The organism is Algoriphagus pacificus (genome assembly GCF_017254845.1).
GTDB lineage: Bacteria > Bacteroidota > Bacteroidia > Cytophagales > Cyclobacteriaceae > Algoriphagus > Algoriphagus pacificus.
This window is the reverse complement of the sequence record NZ_JAFKCU010000002.1, coordinates 1,209,790-1,232,796: the sequence shown is the minus strand read 5'-3', so window position 1 is coordinate 1,232,796 and position 23,007 is coordinate 1,209,790. Positions and strand designations below refer to the sequence as shown.

General features: G+C 39.4%; 20 protein-coding genes. 5 read left to right on the top strand and 15 right to left on the bottom strand.

Annotated features, from left to right (window positions below):
* Nucleotides 1–12: 12 nt before the first annotated feature.
* From J0A69_RS12065 to J0A69_RS12030, 8 genes are all read right to left on the bottom strand, one after another.
* A complete protein-coding gene (locus tag J0A69_RS12065; protein WP_206586806.1) occupies nt 13–1,155 on the bottom strand; it encodes an acyloxyacyl hydrolase in 1,143 nt (380 codons plus the stop codon).
* Between the two features lie 179 nt (nt 1,156–1,334).
* The gene (locus tag J0A69_RS12060) at nt 1,335–2,549 is read right to left on the bottom strand and encodes a tetratricopeptide repeat protein (RefSeq protein WP_206586805.1); all 1,215 of its coding nucleotides are present in this window, start codon (nt 2,547–2,549) and stop codon (nt 1,335–1,337) included.
* Nucleotides 2,550–2,578: 29 nt separating this feature from the next.
* Nucleotides 2,579–5,125 carry a DNA gyrase subunit A gene (gene gyrA / locus J0A69_RS12055; protein WP_206586804.1) on the bottom strand — a complete coding sequence of 849 codons (2,547 nt, stop codon included), beginning with the start codon at nt 5,123–5,125 and terminating at the stop codon, nt 2,579–2,581.
* Between the two features lie 96 nt (nt 5,126–5,221).
* Nucleotides 5,222–6,238: a hypothetical protein gene (locus J0A69_RS12050; RefSeq protein ID WP_236032818.1), complete on the bottom strand. Its 1,017-nt coding sequence runs from the start codon at nt 6,236–6,238 to the stop codon at nt 5,222–5,224.
* A 94-nt stretch (nt 6,239–6,332) separates the two neighbouring features.
* Nucleotides 6,333–6,842, bottom strand: coding sequence for a hypothetical protein (locus tag J0A69_RS12045; RefSeq protein ID WP_236032816.1), 510 nt, complete (start codon nt 6,840–6,842; stop codon nt 6,333–6,335).
* Nucleotides 6,843–6,955: 113 nt separating this feature from the next.
* The gene (gene rpe, locus J0A69_RS12040; RefSeq protein WP_206586801.1) at nt 6,956–7,615 is read right to left on the bottom strand and encodes a ribulose-phosphate 3-epimerase; all 660 of its coding nucleotides are present in this window, start codon (nt 7,613–7,615) and stop codon (nt 6,956–6,958) included.
* Nucleotides 7,616–7,644: 29 nt separating this feature from the next.
* Nucleotides 7,645–9,300 carry a S8 family serine peptidase gene (locus tag J0A69_RS12035; protein WP_206586800.1) on the bottom strand — a complete coding sequence of 552 codons (1,656 nt, stop codon included), beginning with the start codon at nt 9,298–9,300 and terminating at the stop codon, nt 7,645–7,647.
* Complete coding sequence (locus J0A69_RS12030) at nt 9,287–9,961, bottom strand: hypothetical protein (RefSeq protein WP_206586799.1); 675 nt, start codon at nt 9,959–9,961, stop codon at nt 9,287–9,289. The genes J0A69_RS12035 and J0A69_RS12030 overlap by 14 nt, the downstream gene beginning before the upstream one ends.
* A 129-nt stretch (nt 9,962–10,090) precedes the next feature.
* Between J0A69_RS12030 and J0A69_RS12025 the strand changes: the two genes are divergently transcribed.
* Nucleotides 10,091–10,711, top strand: a complete 621-nt coding sequence (locus J0A69_RS12025; protein WP_206586798.1) for a beta/alpha barrel domain-containing protein — start codon at nt 10,091–10,093, stop codon at nt 10,709–10,711.
* Nucleotides 10,712–10,736: 25 nt separating this feature from the next.
* On the opposite strand, the gene J0A69_RS12020 is transcribed toward J0A69_RS12025, so the two are convergent.
* The 5 genes from J0A69_RS12020 to J0A69_RS12000 are packed head-to-tail and all read right to left on the bottom strand — an operon-like array spanning nt 10,737 to nt 16,937.
* A complete protein-coding gene (locus J0A69_RS12020) occupies nt 10,737–11,684 on the bottom strand; it encodes an aldo/keto reductase (protein ID WP_206586797.1) in 948 nt (315 codons plus the stop codon).
* 44 nt (nt 11,685–11,728) lie between these two features.
* Nucleotides 11,729–13,129, bottom strand: a complete 1,401-nt coding sequence (locus tag J0A69_RS12015; RefSeq protein WP_206586796.1) for an NAD-dependent epimerase/dehydratase family protein — start codon at nt 13,127–13,129, stop codon at nt 11,729–11,731.
* A gap of 44 nt (nt 13,130–13,173) precedes the next feature.
* The gene (locus J0A69_RS12010; RefSeq protein WP_206586795.1) at nt 13,174–14,553 is read right to left on the bottom strand and encodes a putative oxidoreductase C-terminal domain-containing protein; all 1,380 of its coding nucleotides are present in this window, start codon (nt 14,551–14,553) and stop codon (nt 13,174–13,176) included.
* The gene (locus J0A69_RS12005; protein ID WP_206586794.1) at nt 14,540–15,910 is read right to left on the bottom strand and encodes a Gfo/Idh/MocA family protein; all 1,371 of its coding nucleotides are present in this window, start codon (nt 15,908–15,910) and stop codon (nt 14,540–14,542) included. Before J0A69_RS12005 ends, J0A69_RS12010 begins: the two co-directional genes overlap by 14 nt.
* 58 nt (nt 15,911–15,968) lie before the next feature.
* A complete protein-coding gene (locus J0A69_RS12000) occupies nt 15,969–16,937 on the bottom strand; it encodes a DUF6807 domain-containing protein (protein ID WP_206586793.1) in 969 nt (322 codons plus the stop codon).
* 81 nt (nt 16,938–17,018) lie between these two features.
* Here J0A69_RS12000 and J0A69_RS11995 point away from each other — a divergent pair, with 81 nt between their 5' ends.
* The gene (locus J0A69_RS11995) at nt 17,019–17,945 is read left to right on the top strand and encodes a ThuA domain-containing protein (RefSeq protein WP_206586792.1); all 927 of its coding nucleotides are present in this window, start codon (nt 17,019–17,021) and stop codon (nt 17,943–17,945) included.
* Nucleotides 17,946–18,017: 72 nt separating this feature from the next.
* Here the strand turns inward: J0A69_RS11995 and J0A69_RS11990 are convergent, their stop codons facing one another.
* Both J0A69_RS11990 and J0A69_RS11985 read right to left on the bottom strand, forming a co-directional pair.
* Nucleotides 18,018–18,353, bottom strand: a complete 336-nt coding sequence (locus tag J0A69_RS11990) for a zinc ribbon domain-containing protein YjdM (protein ID WP_206586791.1) — start codon at nt 18,351–18,353, stop codon at nt 18,018–18,020.
* Nucleotides 18,354–18,409: 56 nt separating this feature from the next.
* A complete protein-coding gene (locus J0A69_RS11985; RefSeq protein ID WP_206586790.1) occupies nt 18,410–19,660 on the bottom strand; it encodes an NAD(P)/FAD-dependent oxidoreductase in 1,251 nt (416 codons plus the stop codon).
* A 176-nt stretch (nt 19,661–19,836) separates the two neighbouring features.
* On the opposite strand from J0A69_RS11985, the gene J0A69_RS11980 reads away from it, so the two are divergent.
* The 3 genes from J0A69_RS11980 (at nt 19,837) to J0A69_RS11970 (ending at nt 22,924) form a co-directional block, all read left to right on the top strand.
* The gene (locus J0A69_RS11980; protein WP_206586789.1) at nt 19,837–21,051 is read left to right on the top strand and encodes a serine hydrolase domain-containing protein; all 1,215 of its coding nucleotides are present in this window, start codon (nt 19,837–19,839) and stop codon (nt 21,049–21,051) included.
* Between the two features lie 111 nt (nt 21,052–21,162).
* Entirely contained in the window at nt 21,163–22,131 is a 969-nt protein-coding gene (locus J0A69_RS11975) for an NAD(P)-dependent alcohol dehydrogenase (RefSeq protein ID WP_206586788.1), read from the top strand.
* Nucleotides 22,132–22,213: 82 nt separating this feature from the next.
* Complete coding sequence (locus J0A69_RS11970) at nt 22,214–22,924, top strand: SGNH/GDSL hydrolase family protein (protein ID WP_206586787.1); 711 nt, start codon at nt 22,214–22,216, stop codon at nt 22,922–22,924.
* Nucleotides 22,925–23,007 lie beyond the last annotated feature (83 nt).

Below are 23,007 nucleotides of genomic sequence, written 5' to 3'. Positions count from 1 at the left end.
TAATGGGGAAACTTACTGGTTTTTGGACCGGATATATTTGATTTTACCGGGAATCGTATAACCAAAAGTAAATTCAAAGATATCTGCTTTGGCTTTATGGGCCTTAATCTGCAGACCCGCAAAAATATTATTATCAAATCGATAGCGCACTCCTACTCGCTCATAAAACCAAGAAACTTCCTGATTGAATTCCGATTGATTGAAATAAACTCCAAAGGCAACCGGTGCATACAAATGCTTGTTGATTTTCCATTCCCAAGATCCAACCAAAGCAAATGAATTAGCATCAAAGAAATCTGTCTTTTGATCTGGCCATCTCTCTTTGATTCCTGCACCATAATACCAGTCTATTCCTAGCCCCACTCTGTATTTGTACGAAGCTTCCCAGAGATAATTGATTCCCAAACCGCCTCGGAAATAAGTCGGGTCTCCGATTTCGTAGTTTTTCATTCCCAGATAGACTGCTAAATTCCAAAAACCTCTCTTCTCCAAATCCGGATACGCGACACGTTCTGAAGGCAATTGCTCTATCTTTCCGAGTTTAGTTTTGATGCCAAAACCAATAGGCGCATAATTAATTCCTGCATTCGGCTTTTTGGTAGAGCCATTAGAAAAATGCTTCAATCCAATTGTACCTAATAAACTCACTCGATCTGTCAATTGATAATTAGCTTTAAATCCTAAATGGATGTAGCTGTTTAAATTGGATCCAACGAATAAGTTTAAAGGATTAGCTTCCGGATCGTAAGGCTTCACATGAAAACCCAATCCAATTTGACCAAAATAACTCAGGTAAAACTTTTGGTGAATTCCTTTTCGAGAAAAAGGCATTTCTACAAAGCCATAAACCCCCATGGGTCTTCCTAATTGCTCTGAATAATGAGCCAAGGAACTGAATCCAAAACCCATGCTTGGATATCGATAGAGGTAATTATAAAAAGTGTTCTCGACCTTTCTCCATTCAAAACGTACATCAATCCCATTGTATCTCTCAGTTTGCCTGATTTGATCTGCCCAGTCTTTTCCATTACCCAATAAAGGTCCATTCTCATAGGTAATAGCCAATGATTTTTGAAACTTGGACTGTCCAATTGCCTGGAAAGAAATCACTAAACTAAAAACAGCAAGGGTAACTGCTTTGAATGGTACTGGCATCGCAAAAACTCACAAATGAATCACAAAGATAAGAGGAATAAAAAAAGAACCCTTTTAAAAGGAGTTTGAAAGTATGAAATGGAGAGATATTTCAATTTTTCCAAAGTGGAAGTATTCTTGATGAGGAATGGGCATAAAAAAAGCCAACCCTTAAGGTTGGCTTTCATATTCTATCGGAATTAATTTCCGCCTTCAATCCAATTTGGACCAATCAACTCGATCAGTTTCTTATTGTATTTTTCAGCTTCAGCTTCGTTTTTCAGTCTTGTATGAACCTGGAACAATACTTCCATCACGTCAGTGTTATCAGGTCTGATTTCCAAAGCTTTTGTAAAGTAAGGAATTGCATCTCTGTAATATCCATCCGCTTCTTTGCCCATTGACTCAGATCTCTTTTCCCACTCTTCATCAGAAAGACTGTTGAGTTCAGCCAATACTTCTCTTGCTCTATCAAGCATCAAAGCACCAGTGTAGAAGTTTCCGTCATAAAAATCAGGATCTACTTCCACAGACTTTTTGTAATCTGCTAATGCACCTTCCATATCTCCAGATTTCTCTTTCAAATATCCAGATCTTAATAGAATTGCAGAGTTGTTAGGATCATTTTTCAATGCTTCTTTGATTGAAGCCATTGCTTCATCCATTTTATTCAATTGCAATAACAACTGGATTTCATATTCAGCAAGAATCTTGTCTTCTGGATATTCTTCTCTAGCAGCCATTACCATATCATAAGCTCCTTCTGGATTAGATTCAGCTCCACTCAAGATTTGAACCATGAAGTAATATGTATTCAATTTATCATATTCTTCCACGTCCAAAAGCATGTTAAAGTGCTTCTTAGCTTCATCATACTTTTCTAGGTTATTAGCAATATACCCAGCATTGTAATGAATGGTAGTGTCTTTTGGATCGATTTCACCTGCTAGGTCAAAGAAATAGTATGCCATTTCTTCGTCCTCTTCATTGAATCTCTCAATCGCTTTGTCAAATGAAGTATTTTTCAAAGTGTTGATAGAATAAGGTCTCAAGTTATCTGGCACACCAGTAATATCTTCCTCCCAAACTTCTTCTCCAACGCCAGAACTTTTATCAGATCCAGCCATTTCGAAGGTTTTCATATAGGTAGCTAGGGCAGCTTTTCCTATTTCATAAGTCTGCATGGTATTAGAAGAATCGCTACCAAACATTTTGGTTTCGATTTGTGCCTTCAATAGATAGGTGGCAGGATCAGATCCTGTCTCTGGGTCGGCAGATGCAGCTTCTACCTCAGATAATGCTGTTTGAAGATCACCTGATTTGAAGTTTTTTTCTGCGGACCTAACTACTTTTTTTTGTCCAAAGGCCAGGGTTGTTGCACCGATCAAGGCCATTGATAGAATTAGCTTCTTCATTATTAATTCGTTTTTACTTTTTTGTTTGGTTATTCATTTGGCTCATCCCCTGCGGTATCAGGAGCTTCGTTTGTTGTTTCTGTAGAATCAGATTCAGGAGATTCAAGGGTGTCAATCTCTTCCTCCTCTTCTACAGTGATTTTTTCAACTGATGAAATCTGATCATTTTCGCCGACTTTAATCAATCGAACACCTTGGGTAGCTCTACCCATAATTCTAAGTGTATCCATTGAAATCCGGATGATTATTCCCGACTTATTAATGATCATTAAGTCATCAGAATCAGTCACTTGCTTGATCGCAACTAAAGCTCCGGTTTTATCCGTTACGTTCATTGCTTTCACTCCTTTTCCACCTCTGTTAGTAATTCTGTATTCATCCAGATTGGAACGTTTTCCATATCCGTTTTCGGAAACTACCAGAAGAGTTGCAGTTTCTTCAGAGGCACAAACCATGCCAATTACAAAGTCTTCCGAACCAGTCAATGTAATTGCCTTAACACCAGTAGCAGTTCTACCCATAGGCCTTACAGCTGTTTCAGGGAAGTGAATTGCTCTACCAGATTTTGCAGCTATTACGATATGCTGATCACCATTCGTCATATCCACTTTTACCAATTGATCATCTTCTCTGATGTTCAAGGCAATGATGCCATTGGTTCTTGGTCTACTGTACTGCTCAAGTGTAGTCTTTTTGATAATCCCCTGCTTTGTTACCATTACCAAGAAATGGTTGTTAATGTAATCCTGATCATTAAGATCATCCACCTGAATGATAGATCGGATTTTATCATCTGATTCTATGTTAATCAGGTTTTGGATTGGTCTTCCTTTAGAAGTTTTAGAGCCTTCAGGAATCGCATAAGTCTTCAACCAGAATAATTTTCCTTTATCGGTGAAGATCAATAAGTAATTGTGAGTAGAGGCAGTGAACAGGTATTCTGTAAAGTCATCTTCCTTGGTACTTACACCTCTGGAACCGACTCCTCCTCTACCTTGCGTTCTATATTCTGTAAGCGCAGTACGCTTTACATATCCTTGATGAGAAACTGTAATAACTACTTCCTCATTAGGAATCATGTCTTCGTATGAGAAATCTTCAGCATTGTGCTCGATTTCAGTACGTCTATCATCAGAATAACGGTCTTTCATTTCTGTGAGTTCCGTCTTGATGATTTCCATTCTCTTCTCCTCGTTGGCAAGAATTTCTTTCAGCTCTTCGATCAAAGCCATGATTTCCTTGTATTCCTGGATGATTTTATCTCGCTCCATTCCTGTCAATCGCTGTAATCTCATATCGAGAATAGCTCTTGCCTGAATTTCGCTTAGTTCAAATCTTTCGATCAAACCATTTCTAGCTGTTTCTGGATCTGCTGAGTTTCTGATCAAAGCGATCACCTCATCCAAATGATCCAAAGCAATCAAATATCCTTGAAGGATATGTGCTCTTTTTTCAGCTTCTCTCAGTTCATATTCAGTCCTGCGGACAACCACTTCATGTCTGTGGTCCACATAATGAACAATCAGATCCTTTAAGTTGAGTGTATAAGGTCTTCCTTTGACAAGGGCAACATTATTCACTGAGAAAGAAGTCTGAAGCTGAGTATGCTTATAAAGGTTATTAAGTACTACTGAAGGAATGGCATCCCTCTTTAATTCGTATACGATACGCATCCCTGATCTATCCGATTCATCACGAATAGCAGAAATTCCGTCTATTTTTTTCTCATTAATCAGCTGCGCGGTCTTCTCAACCATATTGGCTTTGTTGACCATGTAAGGAATCTCAGTGATGACGATCATCTCTTTGTTTCCTCCATCTTTGGTCTCCACATTGGCTTTTCCTCGCATGACGATTCTTCCTCGTCCTGTTTCGAAAGCAGCCTTTACACCATTGTAACCATAGATAATACCACCAGTTGGGAAATCCGGAGCAATGATATGCTCCATCAATTCAGAAACTGTAATCTCTCTGTTATCTATATAGGCAATGATTCCATTGATGACCTCCCCAAGATTGTGAGGTGCCATATTGGTAGCCATACCTACTGCGATACCAGAAGCTCCATTTAATAAAAGTGCAGGAACTTTAGCTGGTAGCACAACTGGCTCCTTTAAGGAGTCGTCAAAGTTGAACTGAAAATCTACTGTTTCCTTATTGATATCAATCAGCAATTCTTCAGCAATACGCTTGAGACGTGCCTCAGTATAACGCATCGCAGCTGGATTATCTCCATCTATCGAACCGAAGTTACCCTGCCCATCCACCAAAGGATAGCGAAGAGACCAAGGCTGTGCCATACGAACCATTGTGTCGTAAACAGCTGAATCACCATGTGGGTGATATTTACCGAGTACCTCACCTACGATTCTTGCAGATTTCTTATAGGGTTTGTTGTGTAGTACGCCTAGTTCTTGCATCCCGTAAAGGATCCTTCTATGAACTGGCTTCATTCCGTCACGGACGTCTGGAAGTGCCCTGGAAACAATAACCGACATCGAATAATCGATGTAGGCTCCGCGCATTTCCTCTTCAATGTTAATGGGTATGATGTTCTCGTTTTCTCCTTGAGCCATATAATGCTTTTGTAGGGTCGATTATTAGCCTGCAAGATAGTAAAAACCCAATGGTTTTGAAAAGAGAATATGAAGTCAAAAAAAGTCTTTAAAAACTTAATACCATTGACCTACTTTTCTGTTCTGATAATTGAAAATCCCACTGCCTCGATACTCAATTCCATTATGCATGTGTTTCATCACTACGCCACAACCTGCAATTTTGCATCTTTTGGTTCCAGGGAAGCGAACAGCAAAACCTACTTGCATTCCATATAGTGTTTGCTTAAGATCCTGAACTTCAGAAAAATCAGATGCAGAATAAGTGAAATCCCTAAACTCTGCTCCGCCTTTGATAAACATTTTGGTGTATTCAGAAAAGTCCCTTTCAATCCGTAAAGCAATACCCATATATGGCTTGTCTCCCACTGCCAATTTTGGTTCGTACATGGCTCCATTTGCAGTCAGACTTCCATCAACAAAATTTTTCATTTTTAATTGACCGAATTCTCCTTCCAAAATAAAACGCCAAGGATATACTTGTTTTGATCTCTGGGTCAGCTCGGATTGCATGTAAAAATTAGCCGAAGCATATTTTCTGTATTTCCATCTTAAAAAAGCCTGTCTTCTTTTCGCATCGTAGAGTACCAATCCCACGGTTCCATAAAGTTTGCTTGCCTGATAAGAGGCTCCTTCAAATTGGAATTCAAAATCACCGCCTTTCATTGCAGACATGTCTCCCCATTCCTGCCCATAGCCTCCTCCAATAGTCAGAAGATTAAATAAATTGATTCTTAAACCAGCATTAAACACTGGAAATACCCAGTCATTGCTTTTCATTTCCAGAGGATTTTCTTCGGAAATATCCAATGGATTATCAAAGTTCTGGTACTGGGAAAAATTAGGATAAAGGGCTGTATTTGGAGTGTAAAAAGAGGTAGAAAACTGGCTGTAAGCAGTTCCGGTAGAAAGCTCCAAACTGAACATTTCTAAAACATTTCTGGTGATATTGCCCACTGCACTCTCACTTTTAGGATTTTTGGCTTTGGTAGAAATACCAAACACATCCTCATCCTGAGCAAAAGCAACTAGTGCAAAACAAATTAAAAGAAGTGATAGTAGTGGTTTTTTCATCATCATAGAAAACTAACGAATAATCGGCTGTCTTGGTGTGAAGATAAAAAAAAAGCCTCCACAAGGAAGGCTTAATAGGTAGGATTATTTTGAATTAGTTGCTAGTACCTTCGCCACCATCTTCTTCTTCTCCTTCGTTTTTGGCTTTAAGCTCAGCAATAATTGCATCAAGTTTTTCTTTAACAGCAGGATCAGATTTTTGTGCACCATTTACTTTATTATAAGTAGATGCTCCTAAGATAGAATCATTCATGATCAAGTCTGTCTTATATTCTTTTACTACATCTTGAAGTGAGTTTTGGAAATCCTGAACCGCTTGATAAGCTGCTTTTTCTTCTTCAGTGATTTCTGCTTCTGCCATTTTTGCCTCATCTCCCCAAGCCGCTTTGATTTCATTATATCTAGCACCACCTTGGAAAATCTCATTCTCCAAAATCATAGCTCTCAACTCTTCAGTTTTTGAGTCCACGTACTCAGATGTCATGACTTCCACATTGGCAAACTTTGTAAGCTCCTCATCCGTAACTTCTTCCGCTGCTTCCTGCGCAAATCCGGTCATTCCCATACATGCGAAAAACGCTCCAAACAACAATACTTTTTTCATAATCTTCTCTGATTTTAGTTTTCGTAATATGTTCAATAAATAAACCATATTCCAAAAAATCAAGACTTTTAGGGTTTATTAAGGTATTTTTGGATGAACGGTCGCCAATAGTCCTATACCATCCGGATAGACTTCAATTCAGAGATAGTTGCGACAGGATCAGGCGAATTAAAGACAAAGCTGCCTGCTACTAAAATATCCGCTCCAGCCATTAAAAGTTTCGGGGCATTCCCCAAATTCACTCCTCCGTCTATTTCTATTTTTGTACTTGCTCCTTTTGATAGAATCAACTCTTTTAATCTCGCTACTTTGTCATAGGTATTTTCTATGAATTTTTGCCCTCCAAATCCAGGATTGACAGACATCATACAAACCACGTCAATATCCTGAATTACCTCTTTTAAAAAGTCAATTGGCGTATGAGGATTGATGGCAACTCCTGCTTTAGCACCCAAGGACTTAATTCCTTGAATAGTTCGGTGTAGGTGGTTACAAGCCTCAAAATGAACTGAGATGATCTGAGCTCCAGCATTTCTAAATGCCTCCAAATACCGATCAGGCTCGACAATCATTAAATGCACGTCTAATGGTTTCTTGGCATGTCGATGAATTGCTTCCATCACTGGGATACCAAAAGAAATATTAGGGACAAATACACCATCCATAATATCCACGTGGATAAAATCAGCCTGAGAAGAATTTAACATTTCTACCTCTTTCTGAAGGTTGGCAAAATCCGCCGCTAAAATAGATGGGGCAATTAAGAGTGACATGGGTAAAGTTTATGGTTAATTCAAATCGGTTATTGCCTAAACAACTTGGTTCGTTTCAGGTTTCTGGCATCTTGCATCTGTACGATATAAAATCCAGGTTTCAAGCCTTGTAAGGAAGTTCTGAAAGGCTCTTTTGCATCGTTTCTAAGTAGAACGGACGACATTAAAGTCTTTCCATTCATATCGATCAAAGTGAATTCTGCACTAAGACCCTGACCGAAATAAATGGTCAAATCATCTTCTGCAAGTGGATTTGGATACACTTTCCAAGCGACATTTTCTTCGGCATTGACCGCCAGAATCTCTCCATAGTAGGCATCAAAGAAATTAGGAATACCATATCCCAATTCATTGTCTTTTGCATCGGCTTGAGTGGCGCTTCTGATTAGGTTTTCAACCAATTCAGCTCTTGTCCATTCTGGTTTAGCTCCCCAAAGTCCAGCTGCTAAGGCTGTGATTTGCGGAGCTGAGAAAGAAGTCCCGTTGGAATAGCCCAAGCTTCCGTTAGATCGGATCAAAGCCACTCCATTACCATAAGTAGTCAGATCGGGTTTCAATCTACCATCTCCAGTTGGCCCTCTTGAACTGAAATTGGAAACTTCCAGATCTTTATTGACAGCACCTATCGCCAAAACAAATTCCGAATCTGCAGGAGAAACTATGCTGGACTCATTTGGTCCATAATTCCCGACGCTGTTTACAATCAAAATCCCTTTTTGGGCTGCTACATTGGCTCCTCGGGCGATTACAGTAGTTTTTCCATCCAGATCATCCAAGGTATAATTCATAGTTGGATCATCAAAATCCCAATAACCTACAGAGCTATTGATAATATCTACGCCAAGGCTATCTGCATATTCAGCGGCTTTCACCCAATTGTATTCTTCAATTTTATATTCCGTTGCATCCTCTTCAGTAATCGCCAAAATATAATTGGCATCTGGAGCCCCAGAGACCAATACACCTTCCTCTTTTGCTGCTATAAGAGATAAAACATTGGTTCCATGTTGATTTGAGGTATAGACATTCTCAGACCATGGTTTTACAAAATCTTTGGTTCCCAGAATTTTATTATTAGCAAATAAATGATTTAAAGCTGAAGCTTCATTTGCTCCAGGAAATCCAGCATCGAAAACAGCTACAGTCACCCCATTTCCGGTAAATCCTTCCTCATGCATTTCTGGAATTCCCAAAAGGCTATTTTGGAAATCATACGGATTTTCATTGGTCCCTAGCTTACGATGATTCACAGGAAGGCAGATTTTCAAACTAACAGAAGCAAAGATTTTCCTTCCTACTTTGGCGTTTGGACTAGGTATAAAATCCAATGCAACCATTTCAACTCGATCCACAAAAGGCAATGCCTCCATTTCCAAGGCTCCTGCTTCGTCCGTTACCAGCAACAAAGCATTCATCCATTTACTTGGATACAAAAGGTAATGCGCCTTTTCCTCCAACTCATCAATGTATTTCTGGGAAACTGGCAAATCCAAGGAATCCACCGAAACTCCCTCCCTAGCCCTTCTTTCCAAAGCTTTTTGGGTTAGAAACTGCTCTGGCTGACTTAAAGAATAGGAATCTTGGGGTTTATATTTAAAGAATACCGCATATCGATCCTGAGCCTCTGAAGTACTCCAAAAACCAAAAAAAATGATCGCTAAAAATAAAAGTTTATTGTTTCCCATATTCGGTAAGTTTCATGTGAATTTTACTCCCTGAATCAATTAACTGATCTCCCAGACAATCGTTTCTAGAGCAGTAGGTCAGCACTTCTTTGTAATCCTCAATTAAGCCTACACCCAACTGGTAATTTTCATATCGGATATCCCTGTAAGTTACAAGATCATCTGCCTCTTCCTGTTTTACTTGCAAAGAGTTTGCCGCCCCTGAATCATTTAAAAGGAACACCTCAAATTCATCAACCGGTAAATCTCTATAAGTGTTTGCATCCCAAACCGTACCTTCTATTGGCGGAAAAACAAGAGTTACAAGCGCTTGGTTTTCAATTGTTCTTACTAAAGTTTGGCCTTTGTACTGCAGTGTATAATTTAAAACAGGCTCCCAAATTTCCAGGTCAGCTGATTTAGTTCTTTCAAGAATAAAAACCTGTTCATTTTCCTCATTGAGAAAGCTGGAAAAAATCAAATCCTTGTAATAAAAGGAATCGGTTTCAGAATCGTTTTCTCCAAAGTAGATGGTTTGATCCACAGAATAAATCCAAAAGCGACCTACTTCCAATGGCTGATAATCAAAACCCAAATCCACAGGATCTTCCTCTATTTCTCTTTCACATCCAGAGAAACCAATCAAAACCAAAAGATAAAAGAGAGGTAAGAGTCTTTTCATAGATTCATTTTACGATTTAAAAATACATTTAATTTCCTATTAAACCCTTCTTTGGATCCATCATATTCTTGGAAAAACCTTTTCCCAGCCCATCATCCTGATTACCTTTACGGCGTTAAATTTTAAGCTATGGCCTTAAGGACTTTTGTTAAAATAAGTGGTATCACCAATCTAAGTGATGCAAGATATTGTGCAGGAATGTATGTGAATCTCATTGGATTTGCCTTGGAAGAGAGTGCTGCGAAATATGTTAAACCAGCTCAATTTGGTGAGATTACCGGCTGGGTTTCAGGATTAGAATTTGTTGGTGAATTTGAAAAATTGTCCGCGAAAGATTGCCTGGAAGTGCTAAAGGAATATCCAGCTATCACATGGGTAGAGCATACAAGAATTGATGAGCTAGTAGCACTTAAAGTAGCTGGGTACAAACCTATTTACAAGAAAGATCTAGCAGAAGTCAGACATATGGAAGCCGATGTTGCTGGTAAACTGAAGGAAGAAGGAATAATCTTTCATATTACTTCCAATGATGATCCTTTGACGCCTGGTGATAAAGAAGTGATAAAACTTCTCTCTGAAACCTGTGAGGTCATTTTGGGAGCTGGCTTAAGTGCCGAGAATGTAAATAACCTGATCGATACGCTGAATTTGAAAGGAATAGTATTGGAAGGTGGAGAGGAAATCAAACCTGGATTAAAGGATTTTGATGAGCTTGCAGATATACTCGAAGTTTTAGAAACTGAAGATTAAAAAAAGCCCGAATCGGGCTTTTTCTTTATTCAAATAAATCGGAAAGCTTGTAGGGGCTTTCTGCACCCGTGAAAAATTTACCATTGATAAAACGGAAATCCACTCCTATATCATCTAGCTCCATCATATCATTTTGATCCAACTTAATTGATGCTGCTTTAAGGTTTTCTTTGATCCTACCCTGATTCACGGATTTTGGAATCACGGCAATATCTCTCGCAATGGACCAAGCAATAAGGATTTGTCCCATAGAAGCATTATGCTTTTTGGCTATGATGTCAATTACCGGATCTTTCAATAAAACAGGATCATTTGCATGACTTTCGTTTCTGGAATCAGGTGAGCCTAAAGGTGAATAGGCTGTCATCAAAATTCCATTTTCAATGCAAAACTGAACCAAATATTTTTGAGGCAGGTAAGGATGCATTTCCACTTGGTTCATCTCTGGAATCTGACCACCGATGCTCATGACTTCCCGAAGCTTTTCTTGGTTGAAATTAGAAACTCCAATATGTCTGGTCAATCCGGCTTTCTTTACCGCCTGCATTCCTTCCCAAGTCTGAGTTAAAGGCACATCAAGGTATGTGTAAAATTCATCTCGTGTTTTTGCAAAACCAATTCCTCTTTTGAAAGCAATTGGCCAATGGACTAAATAAAGATCCAAGTAGTCCAAACCAAGATCCGACAATGTTTTTTCCAAAGCTGGTTGGATATCTTCGTACTTGTGGGAATTGTTCCAAAGCTTGGATGTCACAAATAATTCCTCTCTTTTTACTAAGCCAGATTTAATTGCTTCTGCAATTCCTTGTCCGACTTCCTCTTCATTTTGGTAAATGGCGGCAGCATCAATATGTCTGTAGCCTGCTTCTATCGCCCAAAGAACTGCCTGTTTTACTTCTCCGGGTTTACTTTTCCAGGTCCCTAATCCTAAAATGGGAAGTTTGTCGCCATTTGCAAAAGTTAAATTTTTCATGTTTTGAAGGAGTTAAAATCCTGATTTGTAGGTTAAATAAATGGTTAATCTTTTTTAGCTAAATAAGATTTGAATCTGTTCATGACCCATAAATGCATCTTTGCCTGAGTAGTAACATAGATAAGCCAAGGTAGCCTAGGCACAAATTCGTGGATTGCAGAAATGATGTATTTACTGTCCAAAACTTCACGAAACTCGAGCCAGCCGTAATCAAATCTCTTTACAAGCCAACCACCAGAAATGTAAAAAAGTTGCCTTTGCTGGTCACTTCTATCCGGAATCATCGTGAGTTGAAGCATGGGTTTTTTACCCCAAAGTAAATAGAAGCCCAAATCCCCTCTTTCTGATGTTTTACCATTGATCAGAAAACTGAAAAAACTTGGCAACCAGAGGTTATATCGATTTGCGACCCAAAGTGCCGAGTGACGATTTTGGTTTTGCATTCTTTGAATACTTCTTACCGTGTTTTTCACCTTATCACTTGGAAAAAAAGTAACTGGATTTGGCTTGGTATCTTCGTTCAAAGCTATTTTGACCGAATCCTCATAGCTGAGATAATCAATTTTCTTTTCGTCAAACTTCAATTCTGGTGAGACCGTCAAGGTATGCTTTAAACTTTCCACCAAAGGAGAAACCAATTGCGGAGGGCTATCTCCAAACAAGCCTACCCAGAATTTTGAAAGCCCGAGAGAAAAAACTGGGACTGAAAAAACGAGCCGTTTCCTTCCCATTACTTTAGCTGTTCTTTCGAGCATATCCCGGTAGGACATCACTTCTGGACTCCCTATTTCGATGGCTTTTCCGAATACATTTTTATTCCCAATGCAGGTATCAATAATATCCAAAGTATCTCTCAAGGAAATAGGCTGAGTCATTGATTCTGTCCATTTTGGACACATAAGCACAGGAAGTCTTCTCACCAGATTTTTGATCATATCAAAAGAAGAACCGCCAGGGCCTACGATAATTGATGCTCTAATCGCTGTCAAATAAGCTTTCCTCGAACCCAATGTTTCTTCTACTTCAAGCCTGCTTTTGAGATGTCTGGACAGCTTTTCCTCAGGTTCTTTAGGAAGCAATCCCCCTAGGTAAATAATCTGCTTGACTCCGTTGATTTGGGCTGCTCTGGAAAAATTATCCGCCAATAATAAATCTGTGTCTTCAAAACTACCTTGATTCAAACGGGTGGATGCATTCATAGAATGTACCAAATACATCGCCACATCTACACCTTTCAAAGCTTCGGTTGTCGAGGAGATTGAATAGAGTTCAACCTGCCGCCAAGTTACTTCTGGGTGAGGATTGTAATCTATTTGCCTTCTACTGAGGGCTATGATATTGTATTTGTCCTTGTAGTGATGGATAAACCATCTTCCCACATAGCCTCCGGCTCCTGCAATCGCGAGTGTTAATTTCTTATCAGAGCTTTGAGTTTGTTCAGCCATGAGTATTAAACAAAAAAATAGCCTCCCTGTTTGGGAGGCCAGATTTAATCTTTTTTGGCCACATCAAAAGCCTTGGTCGTCGTATAATATTTGACAATCATATTCGGCACCTCCCAGTCAGGAAGTTCTCCTGCTTTGAAATATTTCAAATAGTTTTCTGTCACCTGAGCAAAATGAGCCTCATGACCTACGGAGTAAGATTCAGGGATTTCTATTTTAAATTCGCCATTAGCCAATTTTGACAAAGTAATTCCAGGATATTTACCTTGCAAACTTTCTTGAATTGCTTTTTCCAAAGCCTCGTCTTGTTGCTCTTTCAATTTCACATACAAAACAGGTTTGTAATTTTCTTCAGCACCTTGTCTGATTATCAAATCAGCTTTGGTGCCTCTCATGATGCTATAATGCGTGTCTGCAGTACCTTCAGGAGCTTGAAAGGCCCATTTCACAGAAACTTTAGCGTGGATTCCTTTCAGAGTATAATTCATCTCGCCATTGGCAAAAACATCAAGAGTCTCTCCTTCTTGAAAAGGAGGTGTTTTGCCAGTCACCAGTTTGTATTGATCGTAATCGAGTGAAGTAGACAAAAGCTTCGCATCGATCATTTCTACGTCCGTTGTATCCAAAACAACTCCAGGAAATGCTTCCCACTGCACCAAATCCACCAAATGAGTGGTCACATCTACCAATCCTGATCCTTCAATTTCGGTATCGAAAAACCATTCCGGTCTAATCAATGGTGCTCCTGAAACATATTTAAAGAAGTGGTGCACGGATTCTTTTGTGATCGCTGGATTTTCGAGAGTTCCTTGTTCTATTGTCCCAAATACCTCCTCGATCCCAGAAAGCTCCTTTTGCAGGATAGTGGAGATTTCAAATCTCTCCGTCATGATATCGTAAAAGAGTAAGTTTTTCTCTCCAGCGATTTCAAAGGCTTTTTTCAATTTCTGAAAACCTTCCGGATTGATCACCAAAGGCTTATCAGCATAGACATTCATTCCATTTTCCAAAGCCGCTAGGATATAATCAATTTTGCGATCATTCTTTCCGGCTACAACCATTACATTCCCAGCTTTCTCTTGGATCATTTTCTGAAGAAAGTCATCTCCAGTATAAACTTCTACATTCCAGGCAGTAGGATCTTCTGGGCGTTCATTATATCCAGCTATCCTTTTAAGATAATCCCCTAACTCCTCCCCTTCAGGTGCATAAACATGAATTGTAGAATCCACTTCAGGGTACATGCTCTTGTGAATTAATCCTGCATGGAAATGTCCTGGATCCAGACTTACAATCTGAATAGCTGCACTGGATTTCTCGGTATTCATTTCTTCTTTTGGAGCATCGCAAAATTGAAATAGTATTGCAGATGCTATTAAAACGGCCTTTTGTAATGGCCTATTTACGCTTTTAAACTTTGACATAATCTGTTCCATAAGGAGCTCTCTGCTCCCTGCTAAGGTAGGTATTCGCTTCATCATCATTTACAAATCTCTCTGCAACAGGATCCCATTCCAGCCTTCTTCCTAGTTGCATGGCAATGTGACTTACCAAACAAACCGAGCAGGCACGGTGACCAATTTCTACTGGAGAAAGCAACTCATTTTCTCCCTGAATAGCACCTAGCCAATTCCCATGATGTTCGGTGCTCTTCTGCAAATGAATTTCATCGGGACCAATGACTGATTTTAGAATAGCTGGATCAGAAGCATCTAATGCCTTTGCACTTTCTCCTTGAGCCACAGGATCACTGGAAGATGCTACATAATTGCCTCTCGAAACCCAAATCCATCCATCTGTTCCTTCGTAACGAATTCCATTTGGATAGCCTCCACTGGTAAACATATTGATGCCATTGTCATACTCAGCTTTGACCATGAAGTCGCCGTGCACATTCCAAAGTCCGGAACGAGGAAACTCTGCTACCGCCTCAATGTATCGTGGACCAGTCAACTCGGTATCCATTCCCCATGCTGCCGAATCAAAATGATGCTGGCCCCATCCAGTGATCATTCCCGCTCCAAATTGGTTGATCCTTAACCAGCCCGGTCTTCCGTAGCCTTTTTGTGGATGAACCCCAATTTCAGTATAAGGCACTTCAGGAGTTGAGCCTAGCCACATTTCATAATTCAGGTTTTTAGGAACTGGCATTTCTGGTGCTTCAGGACCAGAAGGATCCCCAGGCAAGCCGATACGGACAGTGTGGAGTTTTCCTATCCTGCCATTTCTCACCAATTCTGCTGCAATTCTAAATTGCTCAGAGGAACGCTGTTGTGTTCCCAATTGCAGTTTTACGCCGGTTTTTTTGACAACATCTGCCAGCTGTCTTCCTTCTTTGATGGTCAAAGATGTTGGTTTTTGTAGGTAAACGTGCTTGCCGGCTAATGCTGCCATCATCGCAGGCTGTGAATGCCAATGATCTGGCGTACTGATCACAACTGCGTCTATTTCTTTATTCAAAAGCATTTCCCTGAAATCGCCATATTGTTTGATTTCACCGGCTGCCTCTTTATCATTCTTAGCGTAATAATTTTCAATCAGGTTTTTTCCGTCCAGCATTCGATTGGAATCCAGGTCTGAAACTGCTACATAACGTGCGCTGGCATGTCTCCAAGTTCCCGGAATATCATGATCTCTGGCTATTCGCCCACAGCCTATCTGACCGATTTGAATTCTGTTACTTGGTGCATTTTTCCCAAATACTGAAGCAGGAACAATGGTTGGGATTCCAAAGGCCGCGGTTGCCATTCCTGCGTTTTTTATAAAAGTTCTTCTTTTCACGGTTGTTTGGGTTAAAGTTAGGGTCTATAATTTAACTCAGAATAAAAGGTTTTGAATCTTATTTAACGAAGGCTCTCCAATAGCTTTCAGCCTCCTCAGCTGTCATTTCGCCATCAAAAACTATCATTCTGTACTTAAGGGTGTAGCGTTTATTGGGAAGTATTTCCCAGGATTCATGTCTGATTGGGGTAAACTCCACAAAGACATTTCCTTTTCTTTCATAATTTTCTTCTGGCCAAACTCTGAGTGGTTCGGGGAAAGCTTTGTTGGTATTATGGCTCATGATCAAAAGCCCACTTTTTCCTTCTGGAGCACCTGATTCCCCTTGAATGATCACCCATTTGGCTTCTGTTCCATCAGCGGCTTTTCTATCTTTTCCTTCAGAGGTGAGAACTGTACTATTATCAGAGCCCCAAACCTCAGTAGCTCGGAAACCCAAACCACCACCATAGCGATAGGCATCTAAAAGGATTCCATCTTTCAGCTTGGTAGAAAAATTAGAAGTATAATCAACCAAAAATCTTCCCTTATCCACTGGCATGACCTTGATGGTCAAGTCTTCTGAAATGGCCAATTTTTCATTTTCTGGCGCTTTTAAATCAATGTGTTTTTGCCTCACGGTCAATTCAGCCACTCCCCCAGCTTCCTTTTCAGCAATCACTCGATCAAAGTCCACTCTTCCTTTTTGATCAGCCAGATTCCAAAAATCTACTTCTCTGCCACCAATAGTAGCACGAGTCCAAGGCCCCCAGATTCCATAGTGATGGTAGTGGTCTTTTGGTTGAATTCTGGTTAAAACCTGACCAGAAGGAGAAGTTAATGGGTGTATAAATCCTGATTTTGCATAGTCCGATTTTACTCCTTCCGGAACCGGCTCTACTGCAGTTTGGTAAGTCAAAACTCGCTGATTACCAAGCATAAAATCAATTCCTGTTGCAGTTTCTTTGAGGGTGACTTTTTGAGAAAATCCAGCAATCGGAATTAAGATAGCCAGCATCAGTCCGGATAATACTCTTTTGATAATCATAGAAAAATCTGGTTATTGGGTCTGTTTTTTAAAGATATTCAAATCTAAACTAAACCCTAAAACCTACACCCCCAATAAAACATGAAGAAGAGTATTATCTACGCAATCGTTTTCATATCGATCCTAGGTTCTGCCTGCGCGCAGAGCATGCCAGAAGTGGAATTGACTCAAGAATGGAAAGCAAAAATTGAAAGTCTGGCTCCCGAAAAAGCTACTTTCCCATTCAAAAAGAAAAAGAAAGTATTGGTCTTTTCACTCCATACTGGCTTCTGGCATTGGGTGAATCCTCATACCGAAGCGATGTTTAAAATTTTGGGAGAGAAAAGTGGAGCATTCGATGTAAGCTCAAGTACTGATTTGGCAATGATGGAAAAAGATCAGTTGAAAGAGTATGATATGATTGTTTTCAACAACACAAACTCAAAGCCGAATTATAGAAATCTGTTTGTAGATAAGTTGAGCGAAAATGGAGGGATGGATAGTGTCGCTGTTTGGAAAAAGGCCGCAGAGCTTGAAAAGAATGTGATTGACTATGTTAAAAAAGGAGGCGGATTATTTGTCATTCACGGTGGAAACACAACATTGAATAATTCCATGGAATTTTCCAGATTGTTGGGAGGATCCTTTGATTATCATCCGAAGCAGCAACCCATTCATGTTCGCTTAGCGGATCCAAAACATCCTCTGGTTCAGGCATTTCCTGCCGATGGATTTGTTCATACAGACGAACCCTATTTTTACAAAAATGCCTATGCAGAATTAGATTTTAAACCACTACTCTATTTCAACAATGCGGAGATCGAAGCTCAAAAGAAAGGTCAAGAATTGACTGAAGGAGTAACTTATGTTGCATGGATCAGAAAAGACGGAAAAGGAAGAGTTTTGTATAGCGCGCCTTCTCACAATGCCCAAAGTTTCGAAAATCCTGATTTGCTTCAGTTCTACCTAGATGGAATGCAATACCTAGTGGGAGATGTAAAAGTCGATGAAACTCCTATTGGGAAATAAGATGTAAGAAATAAGAAGTAGGAAGTACGAAGTACGAAATAAAATCATTTGTACTTCGTGTTTCCACTTTCACTAAGCTTTTTTGACAAACTCACTTTTCAAAGCCATTGAGCCAAAACCATCAATTTTACAATCGATGTTGTGATCGCCTTCTACTAATCTGATGCTTTTTACTTTCGTTCCTGCTTTAATGGGTTTGGGAGCACCTTTGACAGGGAGGTCTTTTACTATGACTACGGAATCGCCGTCAGACAATATGTTTCCATTTGCATCTTTGACGATCAAACCTACTTCTACTTTCTCCTCTTCAGCAATCCACTCGAAGCCACATTCCGGGCAAACAAGTTTGTCATCCATTTCATACGCATAGGGAGATTTGCAAGAAGGGCAAGGGGGTATATTTTCCATGCCGCAAAGTTAACAGCTCTTTTTTCCTATTTGTAAAAAAATTAATGCTTGGAATTTTAGTGCGTGGGAGTATAACTCAACATCACAGCCTCGGCAGCTAATCTACCTGAGGTCATGGCAGCATTGATAGATCCATTCAACATATAGTCACCTCCCAGATAAACATGGTCCATGATTTTGCATTCAGTGACAGGAATACTTGCCTTCAAATCCACCACCGTTGGCAAAGCATGAGTGATATAATAGGATTTATGGAACTTAAAATATTCCGCTTTGATGCCTGAAAGATGCTCTAACTCTCCCTGCACTGCCTGAACCAAATCTTTCTCATTTAAATCTGATTCTAAAACAGTTACAGTTAGAATTGATCGATCATTTTTGGAATATGCTGGAGACACATCATCCATAAAAACCATGTTATTGATCAGGTGGCTCTCACCAGGAACTAAGCCAAGCATTGGCCTGGCCATAAAGGATTTCTGAAGTGAAAAATAAAGCGTAATGACAGGTTTTGCAGCAGGAAATTGTCCCTGAAGCTGTTCCATGATACGATCTGGCTGGGTACAAATGATGATTCGATCTGCTTCCAATTCATCTCCATTTTTCATGAAAATAGTTTTTCCCTCCACTTTCTTGACCGGTGAATTAAAATAAATCTGGGTATTACTCAATTGATTCCGCAGCATTTTCGGGATCTCTCCCATTCCTTTTTCAGGTACTGCTGCATGTCCCAGACTAAACATCTTGAAAACAAATTCAAACATGCGGGATGAGGTATTCAGATGCTTTTCAAGGAAAATCCCCCTGAAAAAAGGTCGAAAGAAATTATCGATAATCTGGTTAGAAAATCCGTAAGACTTTAAGTATTGTAAAGTAGGAACCGAAGGTGATGAAAAGATTTCCTCAACAGGCTTTTTCTTTAATTCCTGCGTCAAAGAGAACATTTTCACCTTATCCAGAAATGTTCCAACTCTGGAAAATGCCATTCCAACTACTTTCAAGGGATTTCTCAACGGATCAGAAATAATATAAGAATCCTTCTCTCCAAAAATTACTGCTCCAGGCTCAAATGTTTTCAAATGGAGGGCAGACAGATCCAAGTAATGTTTAACCTCTGGATAAGCCGTCAATAAAACCTGAAATCCATGATCCATCAAAAAGCCATCTATCTCATCAGTCTTAACTCTTCCTCCTATCTCACCGGTACTTTCTAATATTATGGGGGCAAATCCAGCCTTTTCCAATTCGATTGCAGCAACTAATCCCGCTAATCCTGCCCCTATAATGTATATTTTTTGATCATTCATAAATATTTGGCTTCTTAAAAAGCAATTTCTTCAGCCTCTTCCTTGTAAAAATCACCTTGCTTAGGGTCTTAACTTATTACCTTGTAAAGTGTTTTTGAAAATTTTCACAAATTGAATTGATAGACGGTCAAAAGAGCAAAATAAAATTAAGTAAACTCGCAATAAACAGCTAATAAATGAAAAAAATATACCTAGGTCTTTGCCTTCTAATGGCAGGAATTCAAGGAATCTCTGCGCAAACTTATTTCCCTGAAAAGAACAAATGGGAAAGCAAAAGCCCTGAGTCTCTTGGACTAAATCAAGCAAAAATCCAGGAAGCAATTGATTATGCTATCTCACATGAAAGTCAAGAGGATCCTAACCTGAAAATTGCGCATTACGAAGGTGGTTTTGGAAGAGAGCCCTTTGGATACCCTATAGGCCCAATGAAAATCAGAGGTGCCGCCACAGGATTAATTATCTACAAAGGATATGTGGTCGGACAATGGGGAGATCCTAATCGGGTTGATTTGACTTTTTCTGTAGCCAAAAGTTTTCTTTCCACCACTGCGGGATTAGCTGTTCAAGAAGGCTTAATCAACTCAGAAAAGGATTTGGTTTATCCATACATGGCTCCTATTTATCCTTATGAGCCAGCAAAATTAATAATCAACAAAGCTGATCATTTTGAAGACGAGGATACTTTTGAGCTTTTTGATACAGAGCATAATCGCACGATCACTTGGAATCATCTCTTGAGACAGACTTCTGACTGGGAAGGTTCTCTATGGGGAAAGCCAGATTGGGCTGACAGGCCAAGAGAAGGTGCCAAAGAGAAAAGAGCCAGACCTCAAAATGCTCCAGGTTCTGTTTACGAATACAATGATACTCGAGTGAATGTGCTCGCTTTGGCTTTGATGAATGTTTGGAGAAAACCGCTGCCTGTTGTTTTAAAATCTAAAATCATGGATCCAATCGGAGCAAGTGATACTTGGAGATGGACAGGCTATGAGAATTCCTTTGTGATCATTGATGGGCAGATTGTGCAATCTGTATCCGGAGGTTCACATTGGGGAGGCGGCATGATGCTATCTGCCTGGGATCAGGCCAGGTTCGGTTATTTGACATTAAATGATGGGAATTGGAATGGGGAGCAGCTGATTCCAAAGTCTTGGATTGAAAAATCGAAAACTCCAACCCCTGCAAATCCGGGCTATGGTTTTATGAATTATTTTCTAAATAACGATCAGGAATTTATCCCTGCAGCTCCTAAAACTGCTTTTGCTCATATAGGTGCAGGCACCAACATGATCTATGTGGATCAGGAAAATGAACTGGTCATCGTTGCAAGATGGATTCCAAATGGAGATAAAAATGAATTGGTTCGGTTGGTCTTAGAAAGTCTTAAATGAAAATAGAAATTCAATTCTTGAGCTTAAAAAAGTTAAATATCGGTTGAAATAAATTCCAAAGGAGACAAATCTGATTTAAATAACTATAGACTCTAAATCATTATTTTTTCTATGAAAGCCCAAGTTTTTGAAAAATATGGCAACCCTGAACAAGTTCTCCACCTTGTGGAACAAGAAAAGCCTATTCCAAAGGATAATGAAGTTCTAGTCAAAATCGTGGCAACTGCAATTAATGATTATGATTGGAGTATGGTCAGAGGTAAGCCTCTTTTATATCGTTTTTTATTTGGACTGTCAAAACCCAAATCCAGGATTCCCGGCATGGAATTGTCAGGAATTGTGGAAGAAATCGGCCCTAAAGTAACCCAAAAGAGAGTTGGAGAGGCTGTTTTTGGAGATATATCAAATTTTGGCTTTGGCACTTTAGCAGAATATATCGCAGTTCCTGAAAATGAACTTCTCTCAAAACCTGATAAGCTGGGTTTTGAAGATGCTGCAGCCATCCCACATGCAGCAACACTTGCCTATCAAGCAATAAAGAAAATCGGCGGTATTCAAAAAGGTCAAAAAATCCTGATCAATGGAGGTGGCGGAGGAGTTGGAACTTTGGGATTGCAAATCGCCAAAACTTATCAATGCCATGTAACCGGCGTGGATTCCGGTCCGAAATTACAAATGATGCATGCATTAGGTTATGATCAAGTGTTGGATTATAAAAAAACAGATTTTACGCGCACAGGAGAAACCTACGATTTGATTCTGGATTGCAAAACCTCCTCGAGTGCATTTTCCTATTTAAAAGCTTTGAAAGAAAACGGGAATTATATTTCAATTGGGGGTCATGTAAATAAACTAATCAGTTTGCTTTTCTGGGGTAAAATACTCTCGGTTTTTACAAGTAAAAAACTGCAGATCTTGGCTCTCAAACCGAATGAAGGATTGGATGAGTTGGCTGAAATGGTTATTTCAGGTCAATTGAAAACCCAAATTGATGGACCTTATTCTTTGGAGGAAGTTCCTCGATTGATTCAGTATTTTGGAGAAGGGAAGCATCAGGGAAAAATTGTAATCAAACTGTAGCATCAGACAAAACTTATTTTCCCGTGTAGAAAACTCTCGAAATCTAATCGCGAAATCATAACAGCAATTAATGCCTCCATAAATGAAACCTATCTTATTTGTCTGCTTCTTTATTTTACTTTCCAGCTTTTCTTTCTCTCAATCCACAGACATTTCCAATAAGGAAACCTATCTGGAAGGCATTAAAAGGGAGTTACAAATCAAGTGGCCCGAAAACAGAACCATAAACTTGGCATATCACGGTCACAGTGTTCCTGCCGGATATTTCAAAACCCCTATTGTCAATTCGTTTGACTCCTACTCTCTTTTGGTTTTAAAAGGCCTAAAAGAAATTTATCCATTTGCGGTAGTGAATAGTATCAATACTTCCATTGGAGGTGAGGATTCAGAATCTGGGCAGAAACGATTCAAAAAAGAAGTGCTTTCCCATCAACCAGATATCTTATTTATCGATTATGCATTGAATGATCGAAGAATTGGATTAGCAGCCTCAAAAAAGGCCTGGGAAAAGATGATTATTAAAGCTTTGAAGAAAAATATAAAAGTGATTTTGCTGACGCCATCCCCTGATTTGAAGGTTAATCTTACTGAGACTGGGAATGAACTTGACCTTCATAGACACCAGATTATTGCATTAGCCAAAAAATATGAAGTAGGCTTGGTTGATAGCTACAGAATTTTTCAAAACATACAGGAAACCTGTGATTGTGTTAAGGATTACATGTCTCAAGGCAACCATCCTAATGAAAAAGGTCATCAATTGATTGCTACCGAAATCCTTACTTATTTCTAAAAGGCTCACTTTTTAATCACAATTAATCTGAATAGAGGAAACGCTTCATAAATCAATTCGATTATTATATCCTTGAAATCAAG

Coding starts and splice junctions, on each gene's coding strand:
- J0A69_RS12015 (WP_206586796.1), bottom strand. CDS start 13,129: ATGGCTGAACAAACTCAAAGCTCTGATAAGAAATTAACACTCGCGATT.
- J0A69_RS11970 (WP_206586787.1), top strand. CDS start 22,214: ATGAAACCTATCTTATTTGTCTGCTTCTTTATTTTACTTTCCAGCTTT.
- J0A69_RS11990 (WP_206586791.1), bottom strand. CDS start 18,353: ATGGAAAATATACCCCCTTGCCCTTCTTGCAAATCTCCCTATGCGTAT.
- J0A69_RS12010 (WP_206586795.1), bottom strand. CDS start 14,553: ATGTCAAAGTTTAAAAGCGTAAATAGGCCATTACAAAAGGCCGTTTTA.
- J0A69_RS11980 (WP_206586789.1), top strand. CDS start 19,837: ATGAAAAAAATATACCTAGGTCTTTGCCTTCTAATGGCAGGAATTCAA.
- J0A69_RS12020 (WP_206586797.1), bottom strand. CDS start 11,684: ATGAAAAATTTAACTTTTGCAAATGGCGACAAACTTCCCATTTTAGGA.
- gyrA (WP_206586804.1), bottom strand. CDS start 5,125: ATGGCTCAAGGAGAAAACGAGAACATCATACCCATTAACATTGAAGAG.
- J0A69_RS12050 (WP_236032818.1), bottom strand. CDS start 6,238: ATGAAAAAACCACTACTATCACTTCTTTTAATTTGTTTTGCACTAGTT.
- J0A69_RS12035 (WP_206586800.1), bottom strand. CDS start 9,300: ATGGGAAACAATAAACTTTTATTTTTAGCGATCATTTTTTTTGGTTTT.
- J0A69_RS11995 (WP_206586792.1), top strand. CDS start 17,019: ATGAAGAAGAGTATTATCTACGCAATCGTTTTCATATCGATCCTAGGT.
- J0A69_RS12030 (WP_206586799.1), bottom strand. CDS start 9,961: ATGAAAAGACTCTTACCTCTCTTTTATCTTTTGGTTTTGATTGGTTTC.
- rpe (WP_206586801.1), bottom strand. CDS start 7,615: ATGTCACTCTTAATTGCCCCATCTATTTTAGCGGCGGATTTTGCCAAC.
- J0A69_RS11975 (WP_206586788.1), top strand. CDS start 21,163: ATGAAAGCCCAAGTTTTTGAAAAATATGGCAACCCTGAACAAGTTCTC.
- J0A69_RS12025 (WP_206586798.1), top strand. CDS start 10,091: ATGGCCTTAAGGACTTTTGTTAAAATAAGTGGTATCACCAATCTAAGT.
- J0A69_RS12045 (WP_236032816.1), bottom strand. CDS start 6,842: ATGAAAAAAGTATTGTTGTTTGGAGCGTTTTTCGCATGTATGGGAATG.
- J0A69_RS11985 (WP_206586790.1), bottom strand. CDS start 19,660: ATGAATGATCAAAAAATATACATTATAGGGGCAGGATTAGCGGGATTA.
- J0A69_RS12060 (WP_206586805.1), bottom strand. CDS start 2,549: ATGAAGAAGCTAATTCTATCAATGGCCTTGATCGGTGCAACAACCCTG.
- J0A69_RS12000 (WP_206586793.1), bottom strand. CDS start 16,937: ATGATTATCAAAAGAGTATTATCCGGACTGATGCTGGCTATCTTAATT.
- J0A69_RS12065 (WP_206586806.1), bottom strand. CDS start 1,155: ATGCCAGTACCATTCAAAGCAGTTACCCTTGCTGTTTTTAGTTTAGTG.